Source organism: uncultured Faecalicoccus sp. (genome assembly GCF_944327125.1).
GTDB lineage: Bacteria > Bacillota_I > Bacilli_A > Erysipelotrichales > Erysipelotrichaceae > Faecalicoccus.
In genome coordinates this window covers 1-16208 of the sequence record NZ_CALVGO010000007.1, presented here as the reverse complement: position 1 = coordinate 16208, position 16208 = coordinate 1, and the positions used below count along the sequence as shown (strand labels likewise).

The window sequence follows — 16208 nt, the reverse complement described above, 5'->3', positions numbered from 1 at the left end:
GATTTCACTTCCTTTCCAGTAAAGGCCTTAAGTATCTTCCTGTATAACTCTGCTTGCAGGCGGCCACTTGTTCCGGCGTCCCGCTCACTAAGATCGTTCCGCCTTCCTGTCCGCCTTCAGGACCAATATCGATGATCTGGTCCGCACATTTGATCACATCCAGATTGTGTTCGATCACAATGACCGTGTCACCATGATCCACAAGCCGCTGAAGAACTTCGATCAGTTTCTTCACATCGTCACTGTGAAGCCCTGTTGTCGGTTCATCCAGCACAAACAATGTTTTTCCTGTCGCCTTCTTCTGCAGTTCACTGGCCAGTTTGACACGCTGAGCCTCTCCGCCCGAGAGCGTTGTCGCGCTTTGACCTAATTTAATATAAGACAAACCTACATCATACAACGTTTGAAGCTTATGACGGATCTTGGAAACATTGCCGAAGAAGTCGAGCGCCTCTTCCACCGTCATATCTAAAACGTCCGCTATATTTTTTCCTTTATAAGTCACCTGCAGAGTTTCTTCATTATAACGCTTTCCTTCACACTGATCACAGGGAACATAGACATCCGGAAGGAAATGCATCGAGATCCGTAAGATCCCATCACCCTGACAGGCTTCGCAGCGTCCCCCTTTTACATTGAAGGAGAATCTTCCTTTATCGTATCCCAGCATCTTTGCCTCTTTGGTCTGGGCAAACAAATCGCGGATATCGTCAAATACCCCCGTATAGGTCGCCGGATTGCTTCGCGGGGTCCGGCCAATAGGATCCTGGGAGATCTCAACGATCTTATCGATGTTTTCCAATCCCTTGATCTCTTTACAGGCACCCGGCTTGATCCGTAAACGTCCCAGGGCATTTTGTACCCCGTGCGTCAGCACTTCGGTTACCAGACTGGATTTCCCCGATCCGGAAACACCGGTGACAACGGTGAGTGTTCCGAGTTTGAAATCCACTGTTACATTTTTTAAATTGTTCTGCGTCGCTTTTACGACCCTTAATTTCTTTCCGTTTCCTTTGCGGCGTTTTAAAGGTACTTCGATGCGCTTTCTTCCGCTCAAATAAGCACCGGTGATCGAATCCGCATTGTCCATGATCTCCTGCGGTGTTCCCGCCGCAACGATCTGGCCTCCATGGATCCCGGCCCCCGGCCCAACATCGACGATATAATCACTGGCTCTCATGGTATCTTCATCGTGTTCCACAACGATCAAAGTATTGCCAAGATCCCGCATTTCCTTTAAAGCGGAGATCAGGCGGTCATTATCTCTTTGGTGAAGTCCGATGCTTGGTTCATCCAATACATACATGACACCGGTCAAACGAGAACCAATCTGCGTCGCAAGACGGATTCGCTGAGCTTCCCCGCCGGAGAGCGTAGAAGCCAAACGGTCCAGCGTCAAATAATTCAATCCGACATGATTCAAGAACTCCAGACGGCTTTTGATCTCCTTAATGATCAGATGCGCTATATTTTCCTGCATAGGGGTCAATTTCAGGTCGTTCATAAACTCCAATGCTTCTTTAATGGACATCCGGGTCCATTCATAGATGTTTTTGCCGCCGACCCGAACGCTTAATGCCTGCTGGTTCAAACGGGCCCCATGACAGACAGGGCAAGGTGCATCGGCGATAAAAGAACCATACCAGTCGCGGGACATGGCCGAGTTGGTTTCCATATAACGGCGTTCGATCATCGGGATCACCCCTTCGATATATTCATTTTTGGTCTGATGAATCCCGCCGCGCGAATGAAGCTGATAGGCAATCGGAACATCCGAACCGTATAAGATATGGTCAAGATCCTTTTTTGGAAGGTTTTTGATCGGCGTATGGATATCGATCTTGTAGAAATCGATCAAGGCCTGCATCCTTTGCCACTCCAGATTCTCCGTATTTACGATATTTTTATAATATCGGATCCCGCCTTGGGCGATCGAAAGCGATGGATCCGGGATCAAAAGCTGAACATCCACCTTCTGGGTAATGCCTAAGCCTTTACACTCCGGACACGCCCCGAAAGGCGCATTAAAGCTGAACAGTTTCGGCTCCAGTTTAGGAACGCTGAATCCGCAGATCTTACAGGCGTAATTGCTGGAAAAAAGGATTTCTTCCTTTGGCGTCAGCAATATCGCCATTCCATCGCTCAGTTTCAAAGCGGTCTCCAAAGAATCGTGAAACCGGGAACGGTTGTCGGATTTCACGATACGGTCCACCACGACATCGATGTTGTGTTTTTTATTCTTTTCTAAAGTCTCCACTTCTTCCAGGTATACGATTTGTCCATCCAGACGAATACGAACATACCCTTCCTTGATCAGTTTCTCGATCAATTCTTTATGTGTTCCCTTTTTTCCAGAAACCACCGGCGACAAGATCGTACACCGCGTTCCCTCTTCCAGTTCCATGATCCGATCGATCATCTCCTTGATCGTAGAGCCAGTGATCGGTTCATTGTGATGCGGGCAATACGGCACCCCGATCCGGGCATACATCAGTCGAAGATAATCGTAGATCTCCGTAACGGTTCCTACCGTACTTCTAGGATTGTTTGACGTTGTCTTTTGATCGATCGCAATGGCCGGAGATAAACCGTCGATCTGATCGACATCCGGTTTTTCACTGTTGCCTAAAAACTGCCGGGCATAGGCCGACAGCGATTCCATATAACGCCTTTGTCCTTCGGCATAGATCGTATCAAAGGCAAGACTGGTCTTGCCGCTTCCCGAGACACCCGTCATGATCACCAATTTATCTCTTGGGATCTCAAGGTCTATATTTTTAAGATTGTTTTCACGAGCTCCTTTGATTGAGATCGTCTTCTTTTCCATCATCATCACCTGCTTTGTATTATACCATAGGTTTTCCTTAAAAAAATAAAGTCCTCTCTATTCCAGAGAAGACATTTTGGTGCGCGGAAGAATCAGGCGAATCATGGAAGGTTCAATCTCGATCGTAGGATTTTTCATCGTTCGGATCTCTCCATCCAGATTCATGATCACTTCTTCGTTGTTCGTATCCACATGAACCGTCTGTGCCTGGTACATTTCGGCTAGGTCGGGATAGTCTACGTGTTCCCCTTTTTCATACAGTTTTGCCATCGAAACGATCTGGGTCCGTTTGACATCTTTGATCAGACAGACATCCAGAATTCCATCATTGATCAGCGCATCCGGACACGGCTGGTAACCGCCGCCGTAAAAGCGACCGTTGGAGAATACAAGGAATGTATATTTTGTTTCCGGCAGGCGTCTGTCATCGATCTGCAGACGGTATTCTTTGCCTAACGGCCGTCTCAGACTGGCCCACATCCCCATATAATAAGGAATGATCCCTCCGGCAGGAATGTATTTTTTATATTTATTGGCATATACGGCCACATTGACATCAAACCCGATCGAAGCGGTATTTAAAACGTATTCCCCATTCACCTTCAACAAGTCGCAATCCACTTCCTGGCCTTTGTCATAATTGGAAAGATCCAGGAAATCTTCCCTTGTCAGTCCGGAAAAGCTTTTGATGAAATCGTTTCCGGTTCCTACCGGAAGGATCGAAAGAGAAATGTGCTCACAGCCCGCCATTCCATTGACAACTTCATGAAGGGTCCCATCGCCTCCACATACAAAGATATGCACATCTTCTTCTGTTTTCAGTGCATATTTCTGGGCGATAAACTGAGCGTGCCCTTCGCCTTTTGTCTTTTCGATAATGATTCGGCGTCCCTGAAAATTCTCTTTGATCTGCTGAATCAAACGATATTGTTCTTTCTTTCCGGAATTTGGATTGATGATAAATACATCTTTCATATGCCTCACCTCTTTTATCCTTCTGTGGAAATCAATCTTTGCACACAGGCACTCGCTAACAGGATCCCGGCACTGGCGGGCACAAAAATGGCCGAAGCCAGCGGCTGATCGCTTTTCTGGAAAGAAGGCGCCTCCGTACTGGAAACGACCCAGATCTTTTCTTTGATCTTTTCTTTTCTTTTCCATTGACGAAGCCGTTTGGCCAGGGGATCGTACGATGTTTTTTCCAATTCCATGATCTTTAACTGTGACGGATCCTTTTTGCGTGCTGTCCCCATGCACGAAAGAAACGGGATCTTTCGTTTTAAACACGCCTGAATCAAATCTTGTTTACTGGAAATCGAATCAATGCAGTCGATCACAAAATCGACAGGACCGGAAAACAATTCATCCTCTTTGGTTTTATCGTAAAAGATACAGTATGCATCCACCCGGCAGTGTTCATTGATGGAAAGAATTCTCTCCTTGCAGACTTCCACCTTTTTTTGATTCAAAGTCAAAGTCGTCGCCATCAGCTGGCGGTTCAGATTGCTGGGTTCAAAAACATCGGCATCGATCAGGATCAAATGTCCGATTCCGGTACGGGCCAGTGCTTCGATACAAAAAGAGCCCACCCCGCCGGCACCGAAGACCATCACCGTTTTTTCAGACAGCAAGCCTGCTGCCTCTTTGCCGAAAAGTGCTTCTGTGCGCTTATTTTCCATAATACCATTCCTTTACCGCATCAAGGATCGACAAGTCATTTTTATCAAACCAATGTACCGGCATCTGGTTTTTGAACCACGTATACTGTCTTTTCGCATATTGCCGGGAGTGTTTCTGGATCTCTTTTTTTACCGACGCCAAATCTGTTTTTCCTTCCAAATAAGGCCGAAACTCCTTATAGCCGATTCCCTGAAAACTGGTATATTCCCATGTCTTTGGATCCTTGAACAAAGTACAGACTTCTTCAGGAAGTCCTTGTTCAAACATTTCTTCCACCCTTTGATCGATACGGGCATACAGTTGATCCCGGTCCATATCTAAACCGATAAAATAGACATCGTATAAAAGCCGATGTTCCTGTCTGTCTTCCCTTTGGCTTTTTGACAGGCCCGAATGAACGATCTGCAAAGCCCGGATCACCCGTTTTCGATTGTGAGGGTGGATCGTTTTGGCGGCTTTGGGATCCTGTTCTTCCAACATGGAATACAGTGTTTCATTGGAAAGGGTGTTTAAAAAAGTAGTATATTCCAGATCCGGTTCTTCTTCTTCAAATTCATAATCATATAAGGCCGCTTTGAGATACAGCCCTGTACCTCCGCAAAAGATAGGAACCTTCCCTTTTTTCAATATCTCTTGAATGGCTTGTCTGGATTTATTTTGAAAGATCTTCACATTATAAGGTTCCGAATAATTCTGGATCCCCACCAGATGATGTATGATCCCTTCCATTTGGTCAGGAAGGATCTTGGCGGTGCCGATGTTCATCTGCGAATAGACCTGCATGGAGTCCCCCGAAATGATCTCTCCCTTCAATTCTTTGGCCAGTTTCAAAGACAGCGATGTTTTTCCGATTCCTGTCGGTCCTACGACCGCAATGATTTTATCCACGTTCAAATTCCTTTCTAAGGTCTTTATCGCTCATTGTGATGACCGTTGGTCTTCCATGAGGGCAATGGTAGGGCTGTCGGCATTTTCGCAAGTCTTCGATCACCTGTTCCATCTCATCCCGAGTGAGCTTTCGATGAAAGCGAATCGAAGAATGACAAGCCATTGTCGCAATCACATGTTTTCGTAACGATTCCATGTTGACGTTGAGGTTCTGTACAAAAAAATCGACCAGATCATAAAAGAAATCTTCCTGATGCACGTCCTGGAACCACAGCGGAATCTCACGAACGATCAGGCGGTCGTTTCCAAACACCTCAAAAGAAAGACCAAACGATGCGATCTTTTCATTGATCGAATCCACCAGGGAAAGTACGTTGGCCGAAACATTCAGCACCAGCGGCACCATTAAAGGCTGGGTGGCGATCACCGGCTGATTCAGCTTTTCCAACAGCTGTTCGTAATGGTATCTTTCCTGAGCGGCGTGCTGATCAATGATCACCAGGCCTTCTTCGTTCTCACATAGAATATAAGAATCTTTCAACTGCCCGATCAAAGTCAGATGATTAAAAAATTCGTAGCCTTCATTGGCCTTTTCGGAATACGAAACGATCTCTTCCTGGATCTCATTTTTGATGACTGGCTTTTCATAATCCGAAAAGCTTTCCAGAATCGGATCCAAGGCTTCTTCCTTTTTGACAAAGACCGGTTTTTCTTCTTTGACCGGATACGGAAATGATATTTTCTGTTGTTCAAAAACCGGCGTTTGTTTTGGGGCTGCCTTCACGGTCCTCAACGAGGCCGACAAAGCCTCCCTTAATGTTTTCTGGATCAGTTCCAGAAGTTCATTCTGTTTAGAAAGACGAATCTCCCATTTATTCGGATGCACGTTGACGTCCACCAGCTGGGCATCGGTCTTGACATCCAGCACAACGATAGGAAAACGATTGGAAGGCATGTAATGTCCATACGCTTCCAAGATTGCTTTTTGTATCGGCACGCTTCGAATCAAACGAGAGTTCATCGTGATAAACATAAAATATTTTGTAGCCCGGGAAATCTTCGGCTGTACCGCCAGTCCCGAAATCTTAAAATCATCATTGTGTCCCTGAAAAGAAACGGCATTGGAAGCGACCTCTTTTCCATACATCTGAAACAGGATCTCTTTAAGATCGCCGTTCCCCGATGTCTGGAACACGATGCGTCCATCATGAGAAAGCGTAAAGCGTATATCCGGATGGGACAGTGCCATCTTATTGATCAGATCGGCAATTACACTAAATTCATAAGAAATGCTTTTTAAATGTTTGAAACGAGCCGGCGTCTTTAAAAACAGACCGCTGATCTCGATCTTTGTGCCTAACGGGCAGTTGCAGGGCTCCTGGGTCACAAGCTCTCCATAATGATAGCGGATCAAAGTAGACTGCTCCCCGTTGTTGGTCTGCATTTCCACTTTGGCCACAGAGGCAATACTGGGAAGAGCTTCTCCGCGAAAGCCCATGGTCTGAATATTAAAAAGATCTTCTTCTCGATGCATCTTGCTGGTGGCATGACGCATAAAAGCCATCTGGGCATCTTCGTGATCCATCCCGCTTCCATCATCGGTGATGATCAACTTTTCGATCCCGCCCTGAAAGGCTTCGATATCGATCACTCTGGCGCCGGCATCAATACTGTTTTCCACACATTCCTTGACAATGCCTGCCGGTCTTTCCACGACCTCTCCGGCTGCGATCATATTGGTTAAATGTTCACTCAACACTTGGATCTTTGACATGAAAGCCTCCTATTCTTCAATTTGATCCGCCAGTTTTTTGATTTCGTATAAAAAATCCTGCGCTTCTCTTGGAGACATGGAATCCACATCCAGATTTCTTAACCGCTCCAGCAGTTCGGATTTTTGCGGTTCCACCTGGTCCATCACAAAAAGACTGGGCTGATAATCCTGGGTAATTCCCTGACTTTCAAAATCGTGGAGAAGCTGACTGGCTCTTTCTAACACAACTTTGGGAAGATGGGCCAGACGGGCCACATTGACTCCATAAGACCGATCGGCTTTTCCTTCCACGACACGATAGCGGAATTCGATTTCATTTTTTTGTTCTTTTACATCGACATGAACATTATGGATCCCGGAATGAAATTCTTCCATCTGGGTCAGTTCATGATAATGCGTTGAAAATAAGGTCTTGGCCTGAATTGCTTCTTCAATATACTCCAGCATCGCCTGGGCCAGAGCCATGCCGTCATACGTTGCGGTTCCCCTTCCAATCTCATCAAAGAGGATCAAAGATCGTTTCGTGGCATAGCGCAATGCAACATTGGCTTCCATCATTTCCACCATAAACGTAGACTTGCCGCTAAGAATATCATCGCTGGCTCCAATGCGGGTAAAGATGCGGTCAAAAATCGGCAGGTCGGCTTTTTTGGCAGGGATAAAACTTCCCATCTGTGCCATGATCACCAACAAGGCGTTCTGGCGCATATACGTGGATTTTCCGCCCATATTGGGACCGGTGATCAGCTGAATACACTCTGTATCTTTCATGATCCAGTCATTGGATACATATTTCTTCTTTTTCATCCGGGCATCCAGGATCGGATGCTTCCCTTCGATCACATAGACGCTCTGATCAGGATGGAAAACCGGGCATGTATACCCTTTTTCACTGGCTAAAACGGCCAGCGATACCAGGCTGTCCACCGTGGCCAAAGTCTTGGCCAAAGCGTGCAGATCGAACAAGCGGTACTTGATCTGATTCAACAGCTGACGAAACAATTCCTGTTCCAGCTTTACTTTCTCCTCCTGGGCATGCAGGATCTGTTCTTCTTTTTCTTTTAACTCCTGGGTCACAAAACGGGTGGCATTGGCTAACGTTTGTTTAGCGTGATAGCCAAATTCTTCTTTGATGGCGGATAAATTTCCGTTACGAACTTCAATATAATACCCAAATACGCGGTTGTATCCAATTTTTAAAGATTTGATTCCCGTTCTTTCCCGTTCTTTGGATTCCAGATCAAGAATGAAATTCTTTCCTTTTTCACTGATTTCTCTTAACTGATCCAGCGTTTCATCATAACCCGTCTGAAAAACGCCGCCGTCTTTTAATGTCAATGGCGGATCGGGTACGATGGCATCCCGAATTTTATCCAAAAGATCCTGACAGTCCGGGGTTTGTTTGAATTCCGGATAACTTTCCAGTTCACAGGATAGATCCAGGATCGGTTTGGCGTGTTCTAATGTCGCTACCAGCTGTAAAACATCTCTGGGGCTCGCATTCCCGTAGGCCATACGGGAAGCCAGACGTTCCATATCATAAACGTAGAACAAATGTTCTCTAAGATCTTCCCGAAGCATAAATTGATCGATCAGTGCCTGAACTGCCTGTTGTCGTTTGGCAATCTTCGATACTTCCAACAAAGGCATTTCGATCCATCGTTTCAACAGTCTGGATCCCATGGCGCTTTGACAGCGATCCATAAACTCCCACAGACTGCAGCCCTTTTCATTGGACGACTGACTGGAAGTCAGTTCCAGATGTTTTTTGGTTTCATAATCCATGATCAAAGTGGACTCTTTGTTCATACAGAGAACCGGTAAAAAATGATCGATATGCTGCTTCTGAGTTTCTTTTAAATATCCCATCAGCTGGGCCAAAGCCAGTTTTAAATTTTCTGAGGTTTCTCCATTCAATAAAACCGCATCTTCTTTTTCCAGCTCGGTTTTCTTCTGATAAGAAACCAGAAGGTCCATTTCTTCTAACGCTTTTTTCCATTTTTTATCCAGGGAAACCGGACAAATGATCTCTTTGACTTCCTGTTCCAAAACGGCTTTTTGAAGAGCGACCAGAGACCGTTCAATCGTTTGGTATTTCAATTCGCCGGTGCTGAGTTCTCCATACAGGATCAAGATCTCAAAACTGGAAAGAATCACACTGGCCATATAATTGGACGCTTTCGCATCCTGGTTTTCATCCATGTACGTTCCCGGCGTGATGATCTTGATGATCCCGCGGTCCACCAGACCTTTGGAAGTTGCCGGGTCGGAAAGCTGCTCACAAATAGCCACTTTATATCCTTTTTTGATCAATCGCTGAATGTAGGAGTTCGCGGCATGATACGGGATCCCGCACATGGGAACCTTTTCTTCTACGCCGGCGCTTCTGCCTGTCAAAACAAGGTCCAGCTCCTGACTGGCAATCTTGGCATCTTCAAAAAACATCTCATAAAAATCACCCAGACGATAAAACAAAATAGGTTCCGGGTTTTCTTCTTTGAGTTTTATATAATGCTGCATCATTGGTGTGTATTTTTTTTCTGACATATCCTTATTATAACAATTTTTCAAAGAGTTTCCATTCTATGATATACTATTAACCATCAGAAAAGGAGGACCTTGATGAAACAGACCATCACGTTAGGAAAATACACCTTTCGCATCGATACCGGTTTTATCTTAATGCTTGTGCTGATGGGCCTGACCAGCTTTTTTGCCCTCTATAACGCATTCAACCTGATCAGTGATGGTTCCGGATATGGATATATGTTCCGTCAGATCATGTGGTACGGCATTGGTTTTACCGCCATGTTCATCCTGTGTTCCTTCCCCAATGAAGCCATCTATTCCATAATGAAAAAAGCCTATACCGTTCTTATGGGATGTTTGGTCTATCTCCTTATCTCCCGGATCCTGATCTCTGTCAGCGGCAATGCGATCCATTTGCCGTTTGCCGGCAGCATCAATGGAGCCGTTTCCTGGTTTTCTTTGCCCTTTGCGAGCTTTCAGCCCAGCGAATTTATCAAGATCGTTTTGATCGTGCTGGTCTCCAAGACAATTGCCCTGCACCAGGATGAGCATCCAGAGCCTACCAACAAAGACGATTTGAACCTTCTTATCAAGATCGCAAAAATCGTTGTGCCGCCGATGGTATTGATCCTTTTACAGCCAGATACTGGAGTTATGATCATCATCGCCTTGACCACAATGATCCTCTTGATGTGTTCCGGTATTCGAAAACAGTATATTTGGGTCTTGTTTATTCTGATTGGAATCGCTGTGGCCGGTTTTTTCTATCTTTATTTCTTTCAAAGAGAACTGTTGGAAGTCTTTATATCCAACTATCGTCTTTCGCGCATCGATGCCTGGCTGGATCCGGAAGGAAACATTCAAGGAAGCTCCAATCAGCTCTATACAGCCTTGTTGTCGTTAGGAAGCGCCGGGGTTTCCGGCTATGGAATGCAGGCCGATATCATTGCCATTCCCGAAGCTCACACCGACTTCATCTTCGCGGCGATCGGTCAGTGTTTCGGGCTATTAGGAACAAGTTTCATCTTGATTCTCTGCCTGGGATTTGACTTGGTCTTATTTAAAATTGCCTATAACACGGCAAACCGAAGAGACCGTTTTATTGTCATTGGTGTCATTGCGATGTTGATCTACCAACAAATTCAAAACTTATGCATGATCGTTGGTTTGTTACCAATCACAGGAATCACTTTACCGATGATATCCTATGGAGGAAGTAGTATATTATCTTATTTTATCGCCTTTGCGATCATCATGAATATTTCACCTGTCTCCAAAAAAGTGATTGTGATTGGACATAGAGCACCTAAGAAATTAAAAAGTTCCCGAAAGAAAACGAGAACTTAATATAAATTTTTTAAGCGTTTCAAATACGAGTATTCTCGATAGTGCGCAAACCGCACTCTTTTTTTTGACGTTTTGATCTTGACCCATTCGACATCCTGTAAAGAAGTTTCCAGATGATCATAACAAGCTCGAGCCATCGCCAGAGACTGCCCTTGGATCTTCACTTCCCGGTCAGACCGCATGATATAAGGATTTCTTAAAGAATGATGATTTTTATGCGAGATGGCCATGATCTCACAAAGTTGAAGAACCCGAAGTCCATCATCGATTACAGCCCCCTGCAAAGCTCTGTTGATGGCAGTAGACCCTGCCTGTGTACTGATGCAGATGCCGGAACCTGTACAATGTTCAAAAAATTCGCCATCGATATAAACATCAAAGGACAAAGTCTTGGAAAAAGATTCAATACGAATCTCGTTCAAGGCATAACAAGTCTCTTTCTGTAAAGAAGTCTCCATCTGTAATAAAGGCATTTCTTCATAACAAGGAATATTCGCCACAATATCCTCTAAAAAGGAATGAATTTCTTCATGCGTATAATCCGTAAAAAATCCCAACGTCCCTGTATGGATACCGACAAAACTGATTTGGTCCAATACAGGAAGATATTGATGAATGCCTCGCAATAAGGTCCCGTCTCCGCCAATCGATAAGATCATTTCCGGATTGTCCGAATCATAGATCCAGCCTCTATTTTGACATTCCTGAATCAAATGTTTCGAAACTTGACGGGAATGTTCATCATTTCGTACGATCGTAGTAAAACGCATGGACATCTTTCCTTTCATTTTCATCTATTGTACCATATTTTCAAAAGGAGGAACATTTATGAACGACCCGATAGAAAGAGAACTCAAAATTCTTATCACCAAAGAAGAATATGATAAAATCATCCATTCATATGATTTTGAGAAACAAATAAAACAAACCAATACATATTACGATACACCAGACAATCAAATAAAAAAGTGTAACGGAGCGCTTCGAATCCGAAAAATCAATCACCAGAACATCTTTACTTTAAAAATCAAAAAAGATGCCATCACTCATTATGAATATGAAAAACAAATTGATGTCGATACCATAAAAGAGATCAAAGATCCGGAAATTCTGGAATGGTGTTCGATGCATCACATTTCACTGGATGTAGAACCCATCGTTTCTTTCACAACGTACCGAAGCGTTCTCAACCTTAAACAAGCCCAGATCTGTGCCGATATCACAGAATTCGATCAAGCTACCGATTACGAAATTGAATATGAATATCGATATGAACACGATGGAATTTCCTATTTTAATCAGATTTTGGAGCCAATTCATAAACAATATAAAAAAAATTGCCCCAGCAAGATCGCAAGGGCATTTCAATATCAAAATTTATGAGTTAAACGATAGAAGAAGGATTTCGAATTATATTCTTCTTCTTTTTTCTTATAATCTTCGATTTCTTTCCTCATATTTTCTAAGGCAGCGGTTTCTTCTTTTAAGGAATTATTTTCCAAGGTAAGTTTTTGAATCTGTTCTTCCTTCGATTGATTTTCCAACAAGAAAGTCTGTTTACTTTTCTCAATTTCTAAGGCAAGACGTTCCTGGTATAAGGCTTCAATTTGTTCTTGAGCCTTTTCTTTTTCTTCAATGATCGCTTTCAATTTTTCATTTTCAAAGCGAAGTTCCATTTCCACGGTTGAAATCTCATGTTTCTCCTTGCGGAAATACTTCGATAACCGCTCTACCCCTTCGGCTTTGATCGTGATCCGCCGTGTTTCAGGATTCTTGTATTTCCAGTCTTTATCCGGGTTATCTTTGATCAATTTCGCAATGGCCTTATCCACTGTATTTCGTGATTTGGAAAAATGCTGACAAATCTGTGCAATATCCATGTCGTAGAAAACATCAATAGGTGTTTTTTCTTCCATAAAGCTCCCCTTCCTATGATTTTCCTAACACCAATCCTATTTTGGTTTTTATATTCTAACACACTTCTTTTTTTATTTCCATAGTTTCATAGGAATTTCACATCTTAAAATTTCTTTGATTTTTGTATTTGTTCCAATTCATATGTAAAATCACAGGAATTTATTATTGTATTTTTTAAGTATTTCTTTATTCATATGATTGAATAAAAGATGTTTTTGCAGTCATATGAATATAATATACGACATTTTTATTTGAATCTGAATTCATATGAATGAAAAAAGCTTAAAATTTACCTTTACAGAAAATCATTAGACCATGTGAAAAGAATATAAAAAATCATATAAAATCTATAAAATCCATATATTTAATATGATTTATCCTATAAATTTCATATGATAGAGAAGATATTGGTTATTTTCGGCCCTGAAAAGCCTTTAACAGTGTTAATGTGTCGGTATAATCCAAATGTCCGCCCATAGGAATGCCATATGCCAATCGTGTGACCTTTGCCTTTTCTCCTACAAGCTTTTCAATGTACATAGAAGTCGTTTCTCCTTCAAGCGTCGGATCCAGCGCAAGGATCACTTCATCCACTTGATTGGATTCTATGCGTTTGATCAGTTCTTCAATCCGTATGTCTTCTGGCATAATTCCTTTTGAAGTGTTGATCAGGCCGTTTAATACATGATACAATCCGTTATATTCCTGAATGGATTCTATAACCTCTATATCTTTTGGGCTTTGAACCACACAGAGAAGGGAAGTGTCTCGATTTTTATCTTCACAAATCGTACAAATTCGTCCTTCACATAGGTTTCCACACGTTTCACAGCGTTCTATGCCTTCTTTTAAAACTTCTATGGCTTGAATAAACTCTTCCTGCTTGTTTTTATTCCAATTCAATGTTTCGTAGGCATACCGTTCTGCCGTTTTTCTTCCTACTCCCGGAAGTTTTTGAAAGGCAAGAATCAGGTTTTCAAATTTTATTGGATACATTATACAGTTCAATTCCTTTCTTTTTCATAGGATCAGTCATCTATGACTTGAATTCCTGGAAACCATCGTTTCATTTTTTGTTCGATTGTTTCTTCTTTCGTTGTGTTTTCATCTTCTTTGATGCATATATCCACAATAGCCGGCTCAGGCAGGGCATTGTCCCTCATTCTTTCTTTAAACTCTTTGAGCACTCGCTCGCACTGTACCGGGTCCAGGGCGAAGATAACCTTCGGTATTCCTAAAAGTTGTTCTGTATACTTTTCATATCCATCTTCCAGCTGGATCGAATTCACTTCTTTTGCCTGGATTTCTGATTTTACTTCTACAATCAGATAATTCGTTCCGCTGGCCACGATCTTACAATTTCTTAAACTGGAGGCGTAACGAGCACTACTCAAATCCGACAAATAGAGATCGTTGTTCTTCATTTTTTCAGTATCCATTTGCCGTTCGGATTTCTTTGCTCCCACCAAGAGCTGAAGCACATATTCATCGTTCAATATGATTTTATGATCGTCTTTTTTCTCACTTTTTAATGTTTCACGTGAAACATCAGATATTTGATTTTCTTCATTTTTAACCAAAATATCGTCATTTTTTAACTCTTTTTTAACTTTTTCTGATTTTTCAGATGGAGATTCATATGATTTATCCTCTTTTTTCTCCAATTGAACATTCATCTCTACTTTCTGAATAGGTTTGTTTTCCATCTGGATTTCTTCTTTTTGTTCATATGAATCCGATACACATTTCAAAAGAGCGGTTTCTAAATAGTCTAAAACACTGGAAGCGTGATTGTATTTATTATACGTTTCTATCAATTCCTCCAGCACACGCATACGGAAAGGAGCAGGGGAGAGTGCTACCTTTTTTTCTATGACTTGTTTGTTCGATTCTGTGACCAGGTCTGTATTGGATGCATAATCCAGAATTACACTGTCCTTTAATAAAGAAATCAGATCCTGTGTCATTCTCTTGAGATCCATACCGGTTTCCTGAGCCTGTTGAAGATCTTTGATGACTTCTTCAATCTTTCCTTTATAAAGATTATAAAAGATATCTCCCAATTCTTCGGTGGTCATTACACCATAGATCTGACGAACATCGTTGACCTGGATCTTCGATACACAATAAGCCGAGCATTGATCTAAAATGGAGAGGGCATCACGCATTCCACCATCGCTCAGCTGAGCAATCAATGCGATTGCTTCTTCATCAATCTGAATGTTTTCCAACTGACAGACAATTTGAAGACGGTTCTTTAGATCTTCCAAACAGACTTTATTGAAATCAAATCGCTGACAACGCGAAATGATCGTGGAAATAACCTTGTTGGGTTCTGTTGTCGCAAGAATGAACACTACGTGAGCCGGGGGCTCTTCAATGGTCTTTAATAAAGCATTAAAGGCACCTGTGGTCATCATATGGACCTCATCGATGATATACACTTTATATTTTCCCTGCATAGGGGCATACTTTACTCTTTCAATCAAATTACGAACTTCATCCACTCCATTGTTTGAAGCGGCATCGATTTCAATGATATCCGGATGATTCCCATTCTGTACCATTTGACAATTGGTGCACTCTTCGCACGGTTTATGATCTGCACTTTCACAATTCAACATTTTCGCAAAGATCTTCGCCACCGTAGTTTTTCCCGTTCCTCTGGGACCGCAGAACAAATAGGCATGAGCGATTCGATTTTGATCCACTGCGTTCTTTAACGTTTGTATGATATGTTTCTGTCCCACAACATCTTCAAAACGCTGAGGGCGATATTTTCTGTATAGTGCCTGATACATACCACCAGACCTCACTTTCTAACTTATTTATTATAACATAAAGGCTCAAGCCTTCTTTCGTTTCCTTTTGAAAAACTCCTTTAAAAGACTTGAGCATTCTTGTTCCAATACGCCTCCAGACAGGGAAGGGTAGTGATTGAATCCTTTTACCGAGAATAAATTCGTACACGTCCCTGCACAGCCGCCCTTTGGATCATAGGCGCCGTATACCACTCTTTCTATTCGAGACTGAATAATGGCTCCCGCACACATAGGACATGGTTCCAGAGTCACATATAATGTACATCCCTCCAGACGCCATGACCCCAATTTGCGGCACGCCTTTTCAATGGCGAGAATCTCCGCATGGGCCGTTGATTCCTGTTTGGTTTCTCTTTGATTGTAAGCTCGGGCAACAATCTGATCCTCTTTGACAATGACACATCCAATAGGGACTTCGTCTTTA

13 protein-coding genes are annotated in these 16208 nt (G+C 42.8%); 2 read left to right on the top strand and 11 right to left on the bottom strand.

Annotated features, from left to right (window positions below):
* Positions 1 to 4: 4 nt before the first annotated feature.
* From uvrA to mutS, 6 genes are read right to left on the bottom strand one after another with little or no spacing between them, the layout of a single operon-like run.
* On the bottom strand, positions 5 to 2827 hold the full coding sequence (gene uvrA, locus Q0K03_RS01795) for an excinuclease ABC subunit UvrA (RefSeq protein ID WP_297237175.1): 2823 nt from the start codon (positions 2825 to 2827) through the stop codon (positions 5 to 7).
* Positions 2828 to 2884: 57 nt separating this feature from the next.
* Positions 2885 to 3802, bottom strand: a complete 918-nt coding sequence (locus tag Q0K03_RS01790; protein WP_297237114.1) for a diacylglycerol kinase family protein — start codon at positions 3800 to 3802, stop codon at positions 2885 to 2887.
* A gap of 14 nt (positions 3803 to 3816) precedes the next feature.
* Complete coding sequence (locus Q0K03_RS01785) at positions 3817 to 4506, bottom strand: tRNA threonylcarbamoyladenosine dehydratase (RefSeq protein ID WP_297237112.1); 690 nt, start codon at positions 4504 to 4506, stop codon at positions 3817 to 3819.
* On the bottom strand, positions 4496 to 5395 hold the full coding sequence (gene miaA, locus Q0K03_RS01780; RefSeq protein WP_297237110.1) for a tRNA (adenosine(37)-N6)-dimethylallyltransferase MiaA: 900 nt from the start codon (positions 5393 to 5395) through the stop codon (positions 4496 to 4498). Before miaA ends, Q0K03_RS01785 begins: the two co-directional genes overlap by 11 nt.
* On the bottom strand, positions 5388 to 7169 hold the full coding sequence (gene mutL / locus Q0K03_RS01775; protein WP_297237108.1) for a DNA mismatch repair endonuclease MutL: 1782 nt from the start codon (positions 7167 to 7169) through the stop codon (positions 5388 to 5390). Before mutL ends, miaA begins: the two co-directional genes overlap by 8 nt.
* A 9-nt stretch (positions 7170 to 7178) precedes the next feature.
* Positions 7179 to 9716, bottom strand: a complete 2538-nt coding sequence (gene mutS, locus Q0K03_RS01770; protein ID WP_297237106.1) for a DNA mismatch repair protein MutS — start codon at positions 9714 to 9716, stop codon at positions 7179 to 7181.
* A gap of 75 nt (positions 9717 to 9791) precedes the next feature.
* Here mutS and Q0K03_RS01765 point away from each other — a divergent pair, with 75 nt between their 5' ends.
* A complete protein-coding gene (locus Q0K03_RS01765; RefSeq protein WP_297237104.1) occupies positions 9792 to 11045 on the top strand; it encodes an FtsW/RodA/SpoVE family cell cycle protein in 1254 nt (417 codons plus the stop codon).
* On the opposite strand, the gene Q0K03_RS01760 is transcribed toward Q0K03_RS01765, so the two are convergent.
* The gene (locus tag Q0K03_RS01760) at positions 11042 to 11839 is read right to left on the bottom strand and encodes an NAD kinase (RefSeq protein WP_297237102.1); all 798 of its coding nucleotides are present in this window, start codon (positions 11837 to 11839) and stop codon (positions 11042 to 11044) included. The genes Q0K03_RS01765 and Q0K03_RS01760 overlap by 4 nt on opposite strands.
* A gap of 34 nt (positions 11840 to 11873) precedes the next feature.
* Between Q0K03_RS01760 and Q0K03_RS01755 the strand changes: the two genes are divergently transcribed.
* A complete protein-coding gene (locus tag Q0K03_RS01755; RefSeq protein WP_297237100.1) occupies positions 11874 to 12428 on the top strand; it encodes a CYTH domain-containing protein in 555 nt (184 codons plus the stop codon).
* Here Q0K03_RS01755 and Q0K03_RS01750 read toward each other — a convergent pair.
* The 4 genes from Q0K03_RS01750 to Q0K03_RS01735 form a co-directional block, all read right to left on the bottom strand.
* The gene (locus tag Q0K03_RS01750; protein ID WP_297237098.1) at positions 12416 to 12961 is read right to left on the bottom strand and encodes a hypothetical protein; all 546 of its coding nucleotides are present in this window, start codon (positions 12959 to 12961) and stop codon (positions 12416 to 12418) included. The two genes, Q0K03_RS01755 and Q0K03_RS01750, sit on opposite strands and share 13 nt — an antisense overlap.
* 412 nt (positions 12962 to 13373) lie before the next feature.
* A complete protein-coding gene (gene recR, locus Q0K03_RS01745) occupies positions 13374 to 13958 on the bottom strand; it encodes a recombination mediator RecR (RefSeq protein ID WP_297237096.1) in 585 nt (194 codons plus the stop codon).
* 32 nt (positions 13959 to 13990) lie between these two features.
* Positions 13991 to 15763, bottom strand: a complete 1773-nt coding sequence (gene dnaX, locus Q0K03_RS01740; protein ID WP_297237094.1) for a DNA polymerase III subunit gamma/tau — start codon at positions 15761 to 15763, stop codon at positions 13991 to 13993.
* A gap of 45 nt (positions 15764 to 15808) precedes the next feature.
* The coding region (locus Q0K03_RS01735) for a nucleoside deaminase (RefSeq protein WP_297237092.1) at positions 15809 to 16208 on the bottom strand (400 nt) is incomplete at its 5' end.